The organism is Colwellia sp. MB02u-14, assembly GCF_014076915.1.
In the GTDB taxonomy this organism is placed as follows: domain Bacteria; phylum Pseudomonadota; class Gammaproteobacteria; order Enterobacterales; family Alteromonadaceae; genus Colwellia_A.
Map to the genome: position 1 here is coordinate 84,057 of NZ_JACGUX010000072.1, position 19,386 is coordinate 103,442.

General features: G+C 38.2%; 13 protein-coding genes. 4 read left to right on the top strand and 9 right to left on the bottom strand.

What is annotated here, in order from left to right; genetic code table 11:
• The 8 genes from nagA to pgi form a co-directional block, all read right to left on the bottom strand.
• Window positions 1–1,140: an N-acetylglucosamine-6-phosphate deacetylase gene (nagA, locus tag H4J52_RS09975; protein ID WP_182181706.1), complete on the bottom strand. Its 1,140-nt coding sequence runs from the start codon at window positions 1,138–1,140 to the stop codon at window positions 1–3.
• A gap of 43 nt (window positions 1,141–1,183) precedes the next feature.
• Window positions 1,184–2,077 carry an N-acetylglucosamine kinase gene (gene nagK / locus H4J52_RS09980; RefSeq protein ID WP_182224588.1) on the bottom strand — a complete coding sequence of 298 codons (894 nt, stop codon included), beginning with the start codon at window positions 2,075–2,077 and terminating at the stop codon, window positions 1,184–1,186.
• A 219-nt stretch (window positions 2,078–2,296) separates the two neighbouring features.
• Window positions 2,297–4,954 (bottom strand): family 20 glycosylhydrolase, encoded by a 2,658-nt coding sequence (locus tag H4J52_RS09985; protein WP_182224589.1) that lies wholly within the window; start codon window positions 4,952–4,954, stop codon window positions 2,297–2,299.
• A gap of 86 nt (window positions 4,955–5,040) precedes the next feature.
• Window positions 5,041–5,742, bottom strand: a complete 702-nt coding sequence (locus H4J52_RS09990) for a SapC family protein (protein ID WP_182224590.1) — start codon at window positions 5,740–5,742, stop codon at window positions 5,041–5,043.
• A gap of 32 nt (window positions 5,743–5,774) precedes the next feature.
• Window positions 5,775–7,328, bottom strand: a complete 1,554-nt coding sequence (locus H4J52_RS09995) for a tryptophan halogenase family protein (RefSeq protein WP_182224591.1) — start codon at window positions 7,326–7,328, stop codon at window positions 5,775–5,777.
• A gap of 12 nt (window positions 7,329–7,340) precedes the next feature.
• Window positions 7,341–8,912, bottom strand: a complete 1,572-nt coding sequence (locus H4J52_RS10000) for a tryptophan halogenase family protein (RefSeq protein WP_182181701.1) — start codon at window positions 8,910–8,912, stop codon at window positions 7,341–7,343.
• Window positions 8,913–9,058: 146 nt separating this feature from the next.
• Window positions 9,059–11,608 (bottom strand): TonB-dependent receptor, encoded by a 2,550-nt coding sequence (locus H4J52_RS10005; RefSeq protein WP_182224592.1) that lies wholly within the window; start codon window positions 11,606–11,608, stop codon window positions 9,059–9,061.
• Window positions 11,609–12,054: 446 nt separating this feature from the next.
• Window positions 12,055–13,695, bottom strand: coding sequence for a glucose-6-phosphate isomerase (pgi, locus tag H4J52_RS10010; protein WP_182181699.1), 1,641 nt, complete (start codon window positions 13,693–13,695; stop codon window positions 12,055–12,057).
• Between the two features lie 207 nt (window positions 13,696–13,902).
• Here pgi and H4J52_RS10015 point away from each other — a divergent pair, with 207 nt between their 5' ends.
• Complete coding sequence (locus H4J52_RS10015; protein WP_182181698.1) at window positions 13,903–14,919, top strand: LacI family DNA-binding transcriptional regulator; 1,017 nt, start codon at window positions 13,903–13,905, stop codon at window positions 14,917–14,919.
• 74 nt (window positions 14,920–14,993) lie between these two features.
• On the opposite strand, the gene H4J52_RS10020 is transcribed toward H4J52_RS10015, so the two are convergent.
• Window positions 14,994–16,097: an oxidoreductase gene (locus H4J52_RS10020; RefSeq protein ID WP_182224593.1), complete on the bottom strand. Its 1,104-nt coding sequence runs from the start codon at window positions 16,095–16,097 to the stop codon at window positions 14,994–14,996.
• A gap of 203 nt (window positions 16,098–16,300) precedes the next feature.
• Here H4J52_RS10020 and H4J52_RS10025 point away from each other — a divergent pair, with 203 nt between their 5' ends.
• From H4J52_RS10025 to H4J52_RS10035, 3 genes are all read left to right on the top strand, one after another.
• Complete coding sequence (locus tag H4J52_RS10025) at window positions 16,301–17,152, top strand: HDOD domain-containing protein (RefSeq protein ID WP_182224594.1); 852 nt, start codon at window positions 16,301–16,303, stop codon at window positions 17,150–17,152.
• 291 nt (window positions 17,153–17,443) lie between these two features.
• The gene (locus H4J52_RS10030) at window positions 17,444–18,040 is read left to right on the top strand and encodes a GIN domain-containing protein (protein ID WP_182181695.1); all 597 of its coding nucleotides are present in this window, start codon (window positions 17,444–17,446) and stop codon (window positions 18,038–18,040) included.
• 53 nt (window positions 18,041–18,093) lie between these two features.
• A complete protein-coding gene (locus tag H4J52_RS10035) occupies window positions 18,094–19,359 on the top strand; it encodes an amidohydrolase family protein (RefSeq protein WP_182224595.1) in 1,266 nt (421 codons plus the stop codon).
• The last annotated feature ends 27 nt before the right edge of the window (window positions 19,360–19,386 follow it).

Here is a 19,386-nt window from a genome sequence, read left to right on the forward strand (position 1 = left end):
CTAACATGCTTTTTTGTAAACTCTATTTCCTGCAATCCAGGTAGACTTCACTTTAAATTTATCGTCAAGCTCAACAAAATCAGCTTGGCTTCCTATGACTAACCCTCCTCGAATATCACGTTGGTTGATATAATTTGCCGGATAACTCGAGGCCATTCTCAACGCTTCATCTAGAGGTAATTTCAAACCTAAATGGGTATTTTCTACCGCTTGTGCCATGTCTAACACCGAACCTGCTAACTCGCCTGTTGTTGAGGTTAATTTCCCCTTGTTCAATAAGACTGTCTTACCGACTAAATCAAACTCAATACTATTGGTTCCTACTGGTGGCATTGCATCTGTGACTAAAAAAATGGTTCCTGCGGGCTTGGCTTTAAGGGCTAATTTACAGCTGTCGTAGTTAACATGATGACCATCAACAATTAAGCCACAACTGGCTTGATCGTTTAACAATGCGCATCCTGTAACACCCGGCTCTCTACCTTGTATGGGCGACATCGCATTATATAAATGCGTAAAACCATCAGCCCCGGCAACTAACGCTTTTTGCGCCGTATTAAAATCAGCATTGCTATGTCCTAAGCACACCTTAATACCTAAAGAAACCATACGCGTAATATCGTCAGTACTTACTGTTTCTGGTGCAAGTGTTACTAATATTCTCCCCATATCTTTGCGTTCAAGTACTTGCCACTCTTGCAATGAAATTGGGCGAATGTGCTCTTCAATATGAGCACCTTTTTTCGCCACAGATAAATGAGGACCTTCAAAATGAATACCAATAATACCAGGCACTTTTTCTGCGATAGCTTTAGCTATTGCGTCAGCAGCTTGCTCCATTACAGATATTTTATCGGTAATAAGAGTCGGTAGCATAGCGGTAGTGCCAAATTTGGCATGAGCCGCCATAATCGTTTTAATATTATTCAATGAAGGTGAGTCGTTAAATAATGCGCCTCCACCTCCGTTGACCTGTAGATCAATAAAGCCAGGAACAACCAAACCTTCTAGTACTTCATCTACGCTTGCTGTGTTGTTGTCGAATGCTATGATTTTTCCATCGGCGATCGTTAACACTTGATCGTCAATATAGTTTTGACCATCAAATAATTTTTTAACGTAGAGACGAAATATAGTCATAGCAATGGTTGTTCCTTAAGTTATTTCAATAAATGAGATAGGCTTACTGTAAAGCAAGCTGTTGCTTAGCAAAAATGATAGAACCCACCTCAGGAGGATATAACGGTTCAATAAGTTTCGCTTGAAGATCTATATCTAACCAAGGTTTTATTCTTGGTGTTAAACCACCAATTAATGATATTTCAGGAGGATGTTGCTTTAATAGCTGCTTAGCAACATGACTAATATACTCGGTGCCTTCATTAACAATTGCTAAGGCAAGTTTGTCACCTTCTTCAGCTGAGTCAAAAACCAAATTCGCCATACGAGCATAAAATGCGGCGGGTTTTCCAGCAATAACTTCAACGAGTTCAACATCATCTTTTACCTTTAATAACGCTAATATCTTGTCATTAATTGATGACGGGGGAATAAGTCCATCGAGTGACAATAAAGATTGTTTCGCTGCCTGCAAACCAAACCACGCGCCACTGCCTTTATCACCATGAGGAAAACCGTGCGCGCCAACAATATATGAATGTCCCTCTACATAAGAGAAACCACACGACCCCGTACCTGTGATAATAACCGCACCGTCTTTTCCGTTGTGGGCACCAAGACAGGCAACGAGGAGATCAGTGGTCAGGTACATTTTTTTAAACGGATGTTGCCAATTTGACATTTGTTTAAATAAAGCGGGTAAATTAACCCCAGCAAGGCCAACACCAGCAACGATATGACCCAATTCACTTTCATCAATTTCAGCATCTTTAAGTGCTAATTTAGCTGATTCAGCAATCGAGTTAATTGCTTGTTCATATCCATGTAATGGGTTAGCAGGACCTGCAATACCGGTTCCTAATATTTTGTTATCACCCGACATTACGATAGCTTTACACTTACTACCACCGCCATCAATGCCTAAAAACATTTCTTTATTGTCACTGCTGCTCAGCATGTTGACCTCATGTCTGTATATTTATTATTTTGTCACTCAAACTGATAAACAATCAGTGACTAAAATATATTCTGATTTTATCTTAACTACTAATGACAGCGTTGTCATTTACTTTTTAAGTAAAAATCAATTATTTTTATTTATATTCAACAAATAAAAACACAATAGGCTGATTAAACTAAAATTATTAGCTAAACAGCCCATAGGGTCAACTGTGAATTAGTTGCTTTTAACCGTAACAGAACGACCTTTACGCTGCCTGTCAAAACTAATACTCCTAACGCTCACGTCTCCTTTAATAGCAACGGGGGCTTCATAAAGCGTCCAGTTGCCCGCTTGTTCTTTATACTCAATAGCAATGCCCGGAAAGGCGATGTTGGTATAAAGCTTCCCCTCTTTCACAATCGCCCCCACAGTAGGTAATCGATAAAAAATGTTATCATTTTCTAATTTAACTAACGCTTTTTGACCAATAGTATTTGCAAATAATTGCCATTGTTGATTACGTTGTGCTTTTTTCTGTGCCGTAAAAACTTTGGTTGCTTGACTGTATTTAGCTCCTTGATAATTATACGGAACCGCCCAATCAGCTAAATGCCATGCACGCTCGGCTAAAGCAAAAAGTCGTGGAAATAATTTATATTGCGCCGTATGGTCAGTGCGAGTGTTTTCACTCCACAATTGCCCTTGGATACCCAAAAAACGATTACCTAACTTCATCGGTGTTTGGCTATCATCGGCTTGATAAGGGTTGTCTTGACGGTCTAACCAAAACTCAGCATGAATAGGTAGATTGTCGGGTATAAATTGGAAAACTTTTTCAGTATTCGTATGTCGAGAAGCCCAATAGTAACCATGTTCTTTAGGATCCGCTTCATAAGGAAAATCAAAATACAATACATCGGGTGATGACAACACAACTTGCCAATCTCTATTGACCAATTGATGGGTTTTATTATGACCTCCCCAAGCTAAAGTATCCCAGGCATTGGACTGAACAATAGCAGGCATATTTTCTTTGCGAGTATGCTCCATACCATCACTCCAACCTGCAGTTTCTATATCCAAATCAGATAATATATTCGCAACACGCTCAATAAAATAAGCACCAAGCTCACTCATTTCCTTCACGCCTTTATCATTATTGGTAACAAAATCTATACAAGCTTGCGACTCTATCCAAGCCCCAGCAGTTTCATCTGCACCAATATGGTAACGCGTTAGTGGTTGACCGCCATCAGCATGAATTTTTTTAACTTGAGTCATCACTTCAGTAACAAAGTCGTAGGAAGACTCTAAACAAACGTTAATGGTATTATCATTATAAAATTGCACCGAGGAGTAGACCGTTGGGTCATTAACCTCATGGAGAATAAACTGTTGCGCTTTGCCACCTTGTTCGGCTATAGCGTATTTTTTAGTACGCGCTGCCATCGCTTTAATCGCGGCACGCGAATGCCCTGGCATATCTAAAGAGGGGATCACTTGAATATGACGGGCCGTTGCCGCTTGCAATATTTCTTGATAGTCAGCCACAGAATAATAGCCATTTACTTCACTTTTAGCATCAACGCCAGCACCGAGTTGTGGTGACAAACAATTTTGGTCGTTTAAATCAAAACAACGTCTACTGCTAATTTCGGTTAATTCCGGTAATGAAGGGATCTCTAATCGCCAGCCTTCATCATCACCTAAGTGTAAATGTAGCTTATTAAGTTTATAAGCCGCCATTTGATCAAGCAGCGTTAAAATTAACGTCTTATCGTGAAAGTTACGCGCAACATCAATTAACAGACCGCGAAACTCATAATGAGGTTCATCATTAACCGTTAACACAGGTACTTGCGTTGAACCTAAGGTGATTAAGCTTGATAGTGATTGCAAGCCATTAAAAACACCAGCGCCGTCAACACCTGTTATCTTAATATCTGTTGTGGTGATGTCTAATTGGTAACTGCCAACCATTTTGCTGTTGTCTTCAACAAGTCTTAACGTGACAGGCTTGCCTTGAGTATTATTAGCAATACCTAAGGTGTCTAAGCGAGTAATTGCTACCATAACATCATCTTTTTCGACATCGCCATAATCAACATTAATACCAGAAGTAAGACTAAGCTGAGCATTATTCTTACTATAAATAACCGACTTCGGCGTAGGTATAATCACCTTGCTCACATCGAGCTTTTGCTCACCTAATTGAGTATTTCTTTGATATAAACTTGCCGCATTGAGCCACTGAGTAGAATCTTGGGCGGTGCGTTTAAACTGCTTTTCAACATCAGTGAACGGCACAACATAAGGCAGTACTTCTAATCCTGTTTCACTGTTTGTATATGACTTGGTACTGGCTATTACACGAGGTTGTAAATTGTTTACACTGACAATATAGTTAGGTAAAGCATCGGTTTCAGACAACGACCAAAACATAGCTCTAAATAATAAGGTTTTGGTTTCGCCCGCAGTAAAACCTTTAAATTTATCATTCAACGATATTTTATGTAAATCGCCATTAATATGAACAACGTTGAATTCTTCACTCTCAAAGGATTGAATAGGCGCAATTTGACTAAAGTGAATATGCCAATCATTACTTTTAATCGCTTGAGAGGCTGTAAAGCTTAGTTCAACTTCAAAGCAATTACCGTCAGCGATGTTTTTATCACACTTATCACTAGGTATATTTGTTATTACTTTATACTTAACATTGAGCGTAGCAGCAATATTATCAATATCAGTTTGAGAAGCTTTAACTAAGCGCTTAAGTAATACATCTTGCTGGGTCTTGTCATTGGTTGTAGCGGAATGAATTGTTGAATTTTCACAGCCGAATAAATTTATGCTCGTTACCAAAAATAAGACGAGGAGTTGTCTGTTCATGTTTTTCTTACTCACAAGTTTACGTTAATCAATAGAATGCCAAAACTGCTTCGGGGGTTGAGATTCCATTATAAATTAGTTGATGTTTAGTTTTCGCTAAGGCTAATCAACTTCGCTATACGCTGTGTAGAAAACAAACAACTATATATCGCAGCAAGAAACCCTTTGTCTTTTAATTCTTGGTAGTCTGCATCATTTAAATCTTTAAAGGCTTCTTCATCGATGGAATATAACCCCGTTACCGTAAACTCTTTACCGTTACTAGGTTTAATCGTTAATGATTGAGAAGAGAGTAAACTTTTATCTACCATTGTATTGATAAAAAGTTGAGTTGCATTCAGTTGTGAATTAGCTCGAGCAAGATTTTCTGTGACTTGCACTAAATACTTTGTTTGCTCACCTGTATCAGTAAACAATGCTTCACCATCGCTCTCTGATACCCTTTTACTGTCTAAATCAATACCCACAACAAAATTATTAGGTTGTTCAACAGACGACGATAATACGAAAGGAAAGTTAGTTAGGTGCTGAGGAACATATAAAGCATTCCAGCCCTCTTTTTTATGAAACAAATTTTCCTGCGGCCTTAAACCAAGTAACGCAACTAAATGGAAACGTCCTGTTTCTGCATCTTTTATAAAAACAATAGGATATTCCGCCTGGACTTGCGGTAATTCAAAAACGGAAATCGGTGTAACATGGCTATTAGCACTATGTGCATAACTAGGGTCTACTTTTACTTTCAGTGCTTGATGCTGACTTTTATTGAGTGGCGATAAGTTAGCCATGTATTTCTCCAGTAATATTTATTTTTATATTTTTATATTTTTTGAAAACCAAAAGCCCTTACCTTATTCAGTAAGTCTCTATTGGTTGGCAGATTATTTTGTAGGTGTTGTTTTAATTTAGCATTTTTCTTTAAAATGCTTTCAAGCATACGATGTTCATTAAACGTTGAAGCGTTATATTCTAATGTTTGTGCGTAGCCCATGCCGTGCAAAACATATTGGTAGCTGTCTTGAATAAAAGGTTCAAAGGTATTTTGAAAATCATATTTACTCACCGGACGATGTTTCCAATTATCGAGTTGCTCTAATAAACTCTCTGGTACAGAATTTAGAGACTTATTTTCTAACCAAAAACTTTCTTGTCGTTGAGATAAAAAATAATGTAACTTAATAAAGTCTATCGTCCTTTTCCAACGGTAGTGAAATGAGTCGTTGAATGTTTTTTCAACTGCGGGTAATTGTCGCTTATTACGAGGAAATAATTCACACAGCATATTGGCTGAAGCCTCTATGAGAAAAATAGCTGAAGCCTCTAAGGGCTCGACAAAAGCGGCAGACATACCTATTGCCACACAATTTTTTTCCCAAAATTTATTTCTATACCCTGATGAAATTTTTAACCTTCGCGCCGACAGTTGTTCTGCTTGTGGACCAATATAATCACGTAATGTTTGCTCTGCTTGATCATGACTAACAAAATCAGAACAATAAACATAGCCAGTGCCACGTCGATTTGACAACCCTATGTCCCATGTCCAACCCGCAGAATGTGCTGTTGAAATAGTTGAACTGCTTATAGCATCCTCTTCATTTTGATAAGGCACTTGTATCGCTAAAGCATTATCGGTAAACAAAACGTCGTTAATAGGCGTAAACCCGACCCCTAAAGCTTCACCTAACAACAAACAGCGACCACCCGTACAATCTACAAAAAAATCACCGTCAATACGGCCTAACTCTTTTGTGTCAATAGAGGAAATTTCACCTAAAGCATTCAAATTTGCTGATAATACGTTTGCTGCTAGATGCTTAACACCGAAACGTTCGCAGCTTATCTTTTTTAAAAAATCAGCAAATTTTCCTGCATCTAAATGATAAGCATAATTTAATAAGCCATCGTATCCTCTATTAGCTATTGTTTTTGGTGCTAAACCACCTTCACAAATAAGCGCCTGTGGGCTAACAAAATTAGCGTAATCTATTTGCTGATCTGACAAAGACCAATAAGGACTGAGATTAAATTCATCTGCATGAGCAACAGAACTAAACAAATGATAATAAACAGAGTCTTGACCATTTTTAGCAGGCGTTCGCCAATTAACAAATTTTGTTGCCTGCTTAAAAGAAGCATTACAATAATTAATAAAGTCATGTTCTTCGATATCTAAATCAGCCAATGTTTTTCGCATAGTTGGCCACGTACCTTCGCCGACGCCCACGGTTGGAATATCAGGTGATTCAATAAGAGTAACCTGCACTGAATCTGACTTATTCGAGCCAAGATGCTTCGCAAGTTTAGCTGCTGTTAGCCAGCCAGCAGTACCTCCACCAACAATAACAACTTGATTAATCATTCCATCATTCATTCAATAGCACCTTTATACTTTGTTAAATCCAAATTCTTTTACTTTCTCAATGAGATCGCGCTGTTTGGGTAATTGATTTTTTAATAATTCACTTTGTCGATCAACATTTGAAAATAATTTTTCAGCCTTTTTAACATCAGGATAAGCCGAAGTATTACCTGATAAATCTGTTTGATAATGCATGCCATACAATACATACAAATAACTGTCTAAGTTAAAGGGTTCCCAAGCATGGTCAAAATCGAACTTTGTCGGTGGTTGACTCTTCCAGAATTCGAGTCTTTGTTTTAACTTATTTGGTATTGTGGTCGGCTCACAATTATCAATCCAATATTGCGAATCTCTGCGCGCTGAAATGCAATAATGTAATTTAATAAATTCTACTGTTCGTTCCATGCGAATTTTAAAGTTTTGATTAAACTGTTGCTCTGCATAAAGCATTTGCTTTTTTTCACGAGGAAATTGCGCCGCAATCATGGTAGCAGCCGCATCAAACAAATAAATAGCGGAAGCTTCTAGTGGTTCAACAAAACCAGCAGACATGCCAATGGCAACACTATTTTTATGCCAAAATTTCTGGTGGTAACCGAGCTTTATTGGGATTTTTCGAATAACCAGATCATCCGTATAATCGTCGCCAATATAGTCGATGAGTTGTTGTTTAGCTTTTTCATCACTAATATATTTACTACTAAAAACATGACCTACGCCGCGCCTTTCTTGTAGGCCAATATCCCAAATCCATCCAGCCTCTTGTGCTGTCGATAAGGTGTGTGTTTTGATTGGTTGCTTTTTATCGGCATAGGGAACTTGAACAGCAAAAGCGGTATCATTAAAAAGAACATCGCTAATATCATGCCATTCAATATTATAAGTTTGCTTAATAATAAGCCCTTTAGACCCACTGCAATCTATAAAAAAATCTGCGGATATTTGCTTTTCTTCATGACGATCTGTTTCAACATGTGTGATGAAGTCATTTTCATCCAACACGATGTTCGTCACATTAGCACTGACAAATTTCACCCCTAAATTATCAATACAATGTTTTTTTAAGAAGTTAGAAAATTTATTAGCATTTAAATGATATGCGTACTCTTGAGCTGCACTGTATTCGGGCATAACGATTTGCTTAGGCGCTAAACCTTGGTCACAAATTCTTGCCTGAGAAGCTACGGCTTGGTCATAAGGTAATCTAGTTGTTTTATTTTTTAACAGCCAATAGGGAGCTAAATTAAAGTCATAAGAAGAGTGGCTTACCGTGCCAAGTGGATGGTAATAACTTGATTTTTCATTCTGTTTAGGCGTTTTAGCCCAATTTATAAATTCAGCTCCTTGCTTGAAGGTAGCATCACACTCACGAATAAAGTCAGTTTCACTCACGCCTATTTTATGTAACGTAGCTCTTAAATTAGGCCATGTCCCCTCTCCAACACCAATAATAGGAATATTTGGTGATTCAACGACAGTAACCTTTATGCCATTTTCTGCTTTGCAATTTAAGCTTTTAGCCAAAATAGCAGCACTTAACCAACCAGCGGTTCCGCCACCAATAATTAAAATATCATTATTAACTGTAGTCATTATGAAGGCTCATCATGTAATGAAGGGTTGAAAGGAGTTCATGTAAAAATTGAGGCTCAATAGATATTTAGGAAAAAATATATACTAAGCCTAGAATAACGATGAAAGGAAGTAAAACCTATCCTTTCATCGAAACAAATTACCCGTTATAAGCGGTAAGATACTTTTAAGAATACGTTGCGACCATTATCTGCCGCTAAACGCATAGCAGTGAAACCCTCACCAAATCGTTGCGTAGTCGTTTCTTCGAATAAGTTAGAACCTTCAACGCTTACATCTAAGTTTTCAGTGGCATGCCAAGTAACATTCGCGTCAACAAAACCATGAGCATCCCACGCAGTGTTACCACCGATACCAGTAGATGGAGCGATAAAATCATCACGGTAGGTGTAAGCAACTCGAGCTGAAATAAGGTCAGTTTCATAGTAAGCACTTAAGTTGTAACTAAGTTTAGACATACCCGGTAATGGTCTTTCAACAATGCCTCCGCCATCAGCGCCTAAATCTTGTAAGCCAAACCCTTCAGTATAAGTAATGTTAGCTGACCAGCCGAATTGACCCATTTGCTGTTGATATTGACCTTCTATACCTTGAAGTTCGCCCCCTAAACCCTGACCGGGTTCACGCAAAATATATTCATCACCATTCACATCGACTTTACTTTCGTTGGCACCATTAATAATAAAAGAACGAATATCTTTAGAGAACAATGTTGCTGATAATAAAGACTCTTCATTAAAGTACCACTCTAAACCAATGTCATATTGGTTTGCACGATATGGGTCAAGCGCAATACTACCGCGAGCAATGCTTCGAGTAGTCTCGTTAACGCTAGCCGCTGGATTTAAGAACGAATAATTAGGACGACTCATTACTTTAGCAGCAGACAAACGTAGTATTACATTTTCATGAAGATTTAATGCTAAGTTAAAGCTAGGTAACCAATCTGAGTAATCACTGTCTTCTGTAACTATTTTAGCGGTGTCTACATAACCGTAATAATCAGCAGAGGTATCAGTAGCAACATAGCGTAAACCGAAATTACCACGATAGTTATCGCCACTAAAATCAGCTTGTCCGTATAAAGCAAAAATATCTTCTTTAATAACACCGTAACTGTTTGTGTTTAATGATGAACCCGTTTTGTGAGCATCATAATGCGCTCTTAATTGTGCACCATCTGCACGCGCAATATTTGTTGGAGTACCCGAAAGTAACCCTGCACCAGAGTGATTAAAATGGCCATCAGCAAATGTTGCTTTAGTGATACCTGTAGTCAAGCTATCATCAAACGTCCATGCATCTGAGTAACTTGTAAATTCATGATCTCGTAACTTAACACCGGTTTTAAAGTTAGAAATTGGGCCCCACTCAACGTTAAAATCAACATCAAACTGTGCGAAAGTCTCTTCATCTTTACGATAGCCGGCAGTAACAGCACCACTACTTAAAATGTATTCAGCATGGTTACTTGGATCTGTACCATTAGGAGAAAGCAACATGGCATTATCGCCACTCATATCGAAATCAATAGAGGTATTACTGTTACTTGAAACCCAACCAGCGTTGTAGTTACCGCCGTCACCACCTGTCGCTTCAGTAGAACCAACTTTGGCATTGATTGAATAGGTATCAGCCGTATAATTAACTTCAAATGCGATGACTTCGGTATCCATTTCAGCATTACGGGTATTCTGATCATCAAGTGGAGCACCAGAATAGTTACCATTTAGCGCAAAACCATTAGTCGGAGAGAATTTAGTCGCTCCAGTAACTTGGTCATTAAAGGCAGTTGGATCTGTACCCGCAATAATTAAATAGTTTTGGTTACTGTTAGCAGAATCTAGATCAACTTGAAAGTAATGCACATTCATTGATAAATCGTCAGAGGGTGAATACTGAACAGTTAAATCAACCGCTTCACGTTCACGAGTTTGCGCGAATTCTGAAATACCTGCACCCGCCCAACCATCATCCATGTAGTTTTCTGCTTTGTGTGCACGCCCAACAGTTTCTAGTGTAGATAAACTCGCTAAAACACCGAAGTTTTCTTGATCATTTTTCCAGCTATACATGCCAGTTAGGCCTTGACCATTTTCGTCAGAAAGGCTGTTGTCTTGGTATTCAGCAGACAAAAACAGGGTGTTAGAGTCTAGTTCTAACGGCTTACGAGTGCGCACAACGACAGTACCACCAACACCACCTTCATCAAGGCTTGCTGTTGGCGATTTATAAACATCAACACCAGCGACAAGTTCTGGTGGTAATAAATCCATATCAAAAGAACGCTTTGCTGCTGCTTGTGAAAACCATCCGGTTGAAGCAACATAGTTACCATTCATACTAACTTGTGTTAATTCTGAGTTAGTACCGCGGATAGAAACATCCCCACCTTCACCAGCAAAACTTCTGCCAATCGTTACGCCAGGTATTCTTTGTAGTGACTCTGCAATGTTTCTATCGGGGAATTTACCAATATCTTCTGCAGAAATTGAATCAACAACCGCGTTAGAAAATCTTTTTTGATTTAATGCTTGCTTCAAAGAACCACGGATACCGCGAACTTCAATTACCTCTGTTTCTTGATCGGCCGCTTTAACTTCTTCAGCAGCCATTGCGAATGGTGTAGCACCGCCCGCTAGCACTAAAGCAATTGAACTTGCTAACATGCCTTTTTTAAATTTTTTAGATGACATTGACTTTCCCTTACACACGTTTTTTATAGATATAATTAGTTATGTTTTAATAACCTGATGAAGACAGCGCTGTCTTTTTAATTCATGACAGCGTTGTCATAGGCTGAACAAAACATTACACAAAAAATCACCATCTGGCTACACTTGATTAGCATTTAATACCACGACTTAATGCAACAAACTGTAAACAAAAGAGTTTTATTTTAATGTTTTTACAAAAAAGTCGTATTTATTTTGTACATTTAAATATTTTATATGCAAATAAATCGCTATTTCATTCATTTAAACAAGTGTTTGATGAATAAAAATTTACTTTATTGAATACTAGGGAGTTACGCTATTAATTATTGCTATGAAGGGAGTTATTATTGTTTGTTTTTGCAGTTCAGATAATAAAAAACGCTAACAATTTGTTAGCGTTTTAGCTATTAAATTAACATAAAAGACTATTTTGCCTTATTATAATAATTCATTAAATTGAGGGTTGAGCAATCATGGTTTTGTGAAACGATACCACTTTCAAGCTCTTTGTGAATACTTTCAGCTAACCCTTTTCCTAATTCTACGCCCCATTGGTCAAACGAACAGATTTGTAGCACGATCCCCTGAACAAATATTTTATGCTCGTAGAGAGCAATAAGATTGCCTAACGTCTTAGGATCTATGCGTTTTAAAAGAATCGTGTTGGTTGGACGATTCCCTTTGTGCACTTTATGAGGAGCCACCTTATCGATGTAATCAGGTATCCGCCCTTTTGCTTTCAAATCAGCACGTACTTGTTTTTCATTGACGCCGGTCATTAATGCTTGTGTCTGTGCAAAAAAATTCGACATTAACGTTTCGTGATGACCAGATACTGGCGTAACACTGGCAACCGAACCAATAAAATCAGCAGGTACCACATTATTACTTTGGTGTAAGTACTGATAAAAAGCATGCTGGCCATTAATACCGAGTTCGCCCCATATTGAGGGTACGGTGGCATAGTCAACTTCATCACCATTCCACGAAACTGATTTACCATTACTCTCCATTTCGGCTTGTTGTAAATAAGCAGAAAGCATATGTAAGGTTTGATCATATGGGAGGATCGCTTGAGATCTAGCCCCTAAAAAAGTAGTGTTCCAAACGCTGAGTAAGGCCATTATTGCTGGCATATTCTGCTCTATTGGCGCATTTTGAAAATGTTCATCCATTTCATTAGCGCCATCAAGCAATTCCATGAATTTATCAAAGCCCAAATCAAGCGCTATAGCTAAACCAATGGCTGACCATAATGAAAAGCGACCACCTACCCAGTCCCACATTCCAAAGATATTTTCTTCTTTAATACCAAAACCCATGGCATTTTCTTTGTTTGCCGTTACCGCGACAAAGTGCTTGCCGACAGCATTATCATCAAACGACGAGGCGGTAAGCCATCTAATTGCCGTTTTAGCATTGGTCATTGTTTCTGTCGTGGTAAAAGTTTTACTGGAAACAATAAATAAAACCCTTTCAGGGTCAAGCGGACGCAGTATTTGTACTATTTGTGCGCCATCTACATTGGAAACATAATGCACATTGATGCTGTTGTCGCTGTAGTGTTTTAAGGCCTCAGTGACCATTTGTGGGCCAAGGTTCGAGCCACCTACGCCAATGTTAACGACATCAGTAATACGTTTACCAGAATACCCTAACCATTTTCCTTCACGAACATGGTTAACAAAGCCTTCCATTTTTTCTAGTTGTACTTGTACGCTGGTAGTGACATTCTCACCATCAACAATTAAAGGTTCTTTACTCTTACGCCGTAAGGCCGTATGTAAAACAGCACGATCTTCTGTTTTATTGATTTTTGCACCAATAAACATTTTTTCACGCCATTCAAGTACTTTACATTCAGTTGCGAGCTCAAAAAGTGTCTTCATTGTTTCACTATCAATGAGGTTCTTTGAGTAATCTAACAATAGCTTAGGTAGCTCTATAGAAAACTTGTCGAAGCGTTCACTGTCTTGAGCAAACAGATCATTCATATGCTGAGACTTCTTCTCTTGAGCAAGCTGCGTAAGCTTTTTCCAACTATTTAGTGTTTGGCGACTTGACATAAGTATTCCTATAGTGCATTAATTTAACCCTTCGATGGTGTACCATATTTGATAATGACAACGCTGTCAATTTCATTTCATTATAATTTAACCTCTAGATTAAGTCATAGGTTCAGTTATTTTTCAATAAGTAGTTGCCGCAATGCGAAAGAAACAATACTCTGTTGCGCAGCAGAACAAGAATAATACACAAGGCTGTTTTAACAGATGAAAGCTACAATAAATGATGTCGCCAAACAAGCGGGTGTTTCAATAAAAACCGTTTCAAGAGTAATGAACAATGAGTCATCAGTCCGACAATTGACCCGTGAAAAAGTCATGGAAGCGGTAAATGCGTTACATTATCAACCCAACTTAGCCGCACGTAATTTAGCGGGCACTAAAGCGTACAGTATTGCTTTTATATACGATAACCCCAACGCATATTATGTAATAGACATGCAAAATGGTATTTTGGCTGCTTGTAAACAACAAGGTTTTGAGTTGCTTATTCATCCATGCCAAGCAAAATCTGAACATGTACTTGATGAAATTGCCGACATGGTCAGAAAGACACGTGTTGCTGGTTTAGTGCTTACCCCACCTTTCTCTGAAATGCCTGAATTTGTACAAAAAATTATTGATTTAGATGTTGATGTTGTGCGAATAATGTCAGGCGATGTTGCCCCCGACGAATTAGCCCCCTGCATAATGGTTAATGACCATGCTGCTTCGGTGAGTATTACCCAACATTTAATTGATTTAGGCCATAAGAATATTGCTTTTATTGGTGGTGAGGCTGCCCATATGTCAACGGTTGAGCGTTTGCGAGGTTATAAACAAGCTTTAACTGATAATGATATCGCTATTGATGAACGGTTAATTATTGATGGTGAGTATTCGTTTGAATCGGGTGTGCATGGCGCAAAACAAGTAATGTCTGAAGATGTTCGCCCAACGGCTATTTTTTCATGTAACGATGAAATTGCCGCAGGATCTTTATTTGCCGCACGTTTAATGGGGATTTCCATTCCTGATCAACTCTCTATTGCCGGTTTTGAAAACTCACCTTTTTCTCGACAAACATGGCCACGTTTAACGACAGCAAATCAACCAAACCAAAAAATAGCTGAAGATGCAGCCAACTTATTAATTGCAAAGTCGCGTAAACAAACCGCTCAAAACAGTGTTCGTCATTACACGCCACAACTGATTGTTCGTGACTCTACGGGTAAAAGTCACTAACGGCTTATGAATAAAAAATTCAAGCTTTATCTTTGATTTCAATTCTCTAAAGATAAAGCTTTTGTCTCATAAAATTATTTTGGCCTTAACGAATAAACAGCCACTTTCCCCTCAGAGCCTGCGGCTAAAAACATCATATTACTACTCGCTAAGCTATAGAACCCTTTATCGTCTTTTTCTCCCTCAGGGTTTGCTAATACTTGCCAGGTTTTTCCTGAATCATATGAAATATCACTACTGGTTTTTCCGGTAGCAATGCAAACATCACCTTGGCAGCTCATTGCTGAACGTAATCCATGCTGCCCTGTAGTGACTGAACGCCATTGATTATTAGTAAATGTTGCTATATTAGAATAACTTGCTGGGCGTCGCTCGTAGTCTCCACCCACGACAAATATTTGTTGGTGTGAATTTAATGCTAAACCGTAGCCACCTGCTGTTTGTGTTTCAGAAAATAACGGCACCGCATGTCGTTGCCATGTTTCACCAAAGTCCTCGCTGCTATAAACCGACGCTGAAAATCCGCCGGTTGTTAACCAAGCCTTGCCTTGCTTGCCAACAATTAGCGTATTTCCACTTGCAGCAAAAGCAGCTTCTTTTTCAACTAATGGTGGTATTTTATCAATACTTATTCTTCGCCACGTTTTCCCGCCGTCACTGGTTTTTTTGATCATGTAAAAACCACCAACAGGATCCCCCATCAGCAAACCCTTTTCACGATCCCAAAAAGCAATAGCGTCAAAAAAACCGGTTTTATCTTTATTCTGATAAAGTAACTGCCAGCTATCCCCACCATTAGTTGTTTTATACAGTACTGATTGCTCACCACTGCCAACCCCCATCACAATCGCAGTGTGCTTATCGAATAAGGCAATATCACGAAAACCTGTTTTTAAAGGGCTATTTACCGATTTATCAACCCATGTTTTGCCCGCATCTTGGCTGACAAAAACAGCATTATTACTGCCACTTACCCACAAAGAATCATCAATAATCGCGCTTCCTCGTAAAGAAGGTGAATGAGGTAAAACACTATGTTGCCATGACGGCAAATCAACCATCGTGGTACTACTGACAAGAGTGGAATAAAAGAAAGAGACTACACTGATCGTTTTAATTGCTTTAATTAACGTATAACTTATTTTAGGTGCGGGTAATATTGAGAGAATAGACGGCATTATAATTATCATTTTAAGTGAACATAACAATACTATTAAGTATTTCCAAATATTTAACAAGCGATAAACATCAAACACTCACAATAGTACATAGCAATATAATTCTTAGCTATAAAGTTGTAAATACAGTCAATTTCGGCGATAGTAGTTCAATAAAAACACTAGTTATAATATTAACTTAATCAATAAAATGATAAATGCTTATGCTAGAAATTGATGACAAAGTACTTGCTGATATACGCCGTGGATTTTCGATTCCTGCTCAGCCAAATTTATTACGTAAATTACAAAAAATAATGGCGGAAGATGAGCCTGACTTAAATGTATTAGCTGACATTATTTCACAAGATGTCGCCGTGGCTTCAATTATCTTAAAAACGATAAACTCGCCACATTATGGGTTATCGCGTTCCATATCCGATATTCATAAATCAGTGCACTATATCGGTTTAAATGGCATAAACTCATTAGTAACTAACACGCTAATAAAAAGTAGTTTTGACCAAAAAGATTGCAGTATCGCTTTAGAAGATTTTTGGGATAGCGCAACACATATTGCCCATACTTGTGTTCATATTGGCAAAAAGCTCAAAGAAGGCACCTCAAAAGATAAGCTCTTTTCTCTTGGTTTATTTCATGATTGTGGTATTCCCATCATGGCGATGAAATATAGCAATTATACAGAGACTTATGAGCTTGCTTATAACACAGCCAGTAAAACTTTACCCCTTATTGAAGACGAGTTTTATGGGGTAAGCCACGCAACTATTGGCTATTACGTAGCATCATCTTGGCGATTACCCAAAGATATTTGCACATTAATTTTAGTGCATCACGACCGTGATTTTCTCAAGATGAAAAATTCACGTCCACAAGAAATTTACTATGCGATATTAAAGCTGGCAGAAAACCTTGTACACAACCATAGACACAGTCAAAATTCTGCAGACTGGCCTTATGTACAAGAGATGATTTTCACCTTACTCGATATTGATGAAGACAACTATCAAGATTATCTTGAAGACACTGAATCATGCCATTTAGAAGAAGACTAATATTTACCATACCAAGTAAGCCCTTGATTTAATAATAAAAAATTACATTAAGGGTGTTAAGTTTTGGCAGTATATTTGACACATAGATTTCACGGTACCTTCCCTAAAAATGCTATGAGTTATTCCTTAATTAGGAGTCCTTTCATCAATCAATCGTAATGTGTTTACCCTATCCCTATTAAGCTTTACTGATATGACATTTGTCATATCAACTCCTGACAAATATCTCTTACACTTAAACTTTATATTCGGCAAACTAAGCTCATTGTCCAATTAGCCATAAAGTCACTCATGAAACATATTATCAAATCAATCGTTCTGTCTTTCGTACTGATACAAACAGCTTGTTCAGTATTTGAATCTCAAACTGAATCACGCGAAGTAGAAAAATTTACAGCATTAAAAATATCTGGACTTGCTGAAGTTATTATCACCCAAGCTAACGAACAAAAACTGGTCGTTCAAGTATCCGGTATGCCAATAGCTGATGTCGTTACCACCGTAGAAAATGAAACGTTAATTATCACGACTAAAGGTTTTCATCAAGGTGAGTCAGTGCAGGTTTTTGTTCATTACAATCAACTTAATAGCATAAGTACCTCAGGCTCGGCTGAATTAACCAGCACTAATACTCTGAACACCCAACATATGAACATTACGACAAATGGAGCAGGAGACATTAAAGACTTAACGGTCAAGGCTGACAGTTTAAAAGTGAGTATTAACGATTCAGGTAATGCCCACTTGGACGTTAACGTGAACGATATAGAAATTGAGATGAATGATGCGGGCGATTTAAGTATTCAAGGCGTTACCAAGCGACAAAATATTCGTTCAAATACTTCACGAGGTACCCTATCTAACAGTAACTTAGCTTATTCAGAATAATACCGCCCCTTGCTTTTAAGTAACCCAATTAACCATCAAAAATGAGTATTACCATGAAAAAATTCTTTGTCTATTTCACCCTATTAATAATTTTAATCACCGCCAGTTTTATGATTTCATATCAGAATGACTTGTATGTGTGGGAAAATCCGCAGCAAAACATGTGGATCATTAAAGGACAGCTATTTGATAGCACCAGTGAAAAAGCGATTAAAAATACTGGCATTTTAGTTGAAAACGGTAAAATATCTTGTATGGGTAAAACCTGTAAAATCCCCGCAGATGTTATTCAGATTGATGCCACAGGCAAAAGTATTGTTCCTGGGTTAATTGATCTACATGGTCATTTTTTTAGTGGCAAATCAAAGGATAATGAACAAAGTTTACCGGCAATGATCTGGGATCAATTTCGTTTTTTACCCCGTGTTAGACGTGAGCTTATTGCCGCAGGCATTACCAGCTATCGTTCTCTTGGCGATGTTATGCCAGCTATTTTCACACTGAAAGAAGAGCTTAATAAACAAAACATTGCAGGACCAAGGCTGTTCGTTTCGGGACCAATATTTACAGTCAAAGGCGGGCATCCAACCCAAAAAAAAGGCATTCCAAACTGGGTGCTTGAAAGCATGACCGTACAATCTGATGATCCTGTTTATGTAAAACAAAAAATTGCTACTTTAGCAAAACAGGGAATAGATGGCGTAAAGGTTGTCTATCAGAGCCATACTAATAGTGAAGGCATCATTACCATGCCACGTATTTCCAATGAAACGTTACAAGCTATAACCAGTGCAGCACGTGAACACGGCCTTTGGATCGCGGTACATACAGGCACACCAGAAGAAACTGATGAAGCTATTTCCGCAGGTATAACGACTATTGAACATGGCATACGTCATGGAAATCTTATTGAAGCAAAGACAATGCAAAAAATTATAGATAATAATATTGTCTACGTGCCAACATTGGGCAGAGAGCCACAAGGTCATTTGAATATTGCGGCATTAAATCAGTCAGGGGTGATGTTTGGAGTCGGAACTGATTCACCTGTCGAAATGAACGATGGTAACAGCTATCGTAATGAGTTATCTCGCATGGTTAATGCCGGTCTTTCTGATGTTGAAGCACTCATTGCTGCAACACGAAATGGTGCAATTGCTTTAGGGAAATCAAAAGAATTAGGCACTATTGAAGTGGGTAAGTTCGCAGACATATTATTAATTGATGGGCAGCCTTGGCAAGATATTACCGAACTAAAAAATGTTGAAATGGTTATTTTATCTGGCCGCATAGCAATGAATAAATTAACCGTTCTTTGAGGTCAAAGGTAAATAGGTAACTTCTAC

What these genes read in the sequence shown, in the direction of transcription:
- H4J52_RS09985 (WP_182224589.1), bottom strand. Translation starts at nt 4,954, where the DNA reads ATGAACAGACAACTCCTCGTCTTATTTTTGGTAACGAGCATAAATTTA.
- H4J52_RS10015 (WP_182181698.1), top strand. Translation starts at nt 13,903, where the DNA reads ATGAAAGCTACAATAAATGATGTCGCCAAACAAGCGGGTGTTTCAATA.
- H4J52_RS10000 (WP_182181701.1), bottom strand. Translation starts at nt 8,912, where the DNA reads ATGACTACAGTTAATAATGATATTTTAATTATTGGTGGCGGAACCGCT.
- H4J52_RS10035 (WP_182224595.1), top strand. Translation starts at nt 18,094, where the DNA reads ATGAAAAAATTCTTTGTCTATTTCACCCTATTAATAATTTTAATCACC.
- nagK (WP_182224588.1), bottom strand. Translation starts at nt 2,077, where the DNA reads ATGCTGAGCAGCAGTGACAATAAAGAAATGTTTTTAGGCATTGATGGC.
- H4J52_RS09990 (WP_182224590.1), bottom strand. Translation starts at nt 5,742, where the DNA reads ATGGCTAACTTATCGCCACTCAATAAAAGTCAGCATCAAGCACTGAAA.
- H4J52_RS10005 (WP_182224592.1), bottom strand. Translation starts at nt 11,608, where the DNA reads ATGTCATCTAAAAAATTTAAAAAAGGCATGTTAGCAAGTTCAATTGCT.
- H4J52_RS10025 (WP_182224594.1), top strand. Translation starts at nt 16,301, where the DNA reads ATGCTAGAAATTGATGACAAAGTACTTGCTGATATACGCCGTGGATTT.
- H4J52_RS09995 (WP_182224591.1), bottom strand. Translation starts at nt 7,328, where the DNA reads ATGAATGATGGAATGATTAATCAAGTTGTTATTGTTGGTGGAGGTACT.
- H4J52_RS10020 (WP_182224593.1), bottom strand. Translation starts at nt 16,097, where the DNA reads ATGCCGTCTATTCTCTCAATATTACCCGCACCTAAAATAAGTTATACG.
- nagA (WP_182181706.1), bottom strand. Translation starts at nt 1,140, where the DNA reads ATGACTATATTTCGTCTCTACGTTAAAAAATTATTTGATGGTCAAAAC.
- H4J52_RS10030 (WP_182181695.1), top strand. Translation starts at nt 17,444, where the DNA reads ATGAAACATATTATCAAATCAATCGTTCTGTCTTTCGTACTGATACAA.
- pgi (WP_182181699.1), bottom strand. Translation starts at nt 13,695, where the DNA reads ATGTCAAGTCGCCAAACACTAAATAGTTGGAAAAAGCTTACGCAGCTT.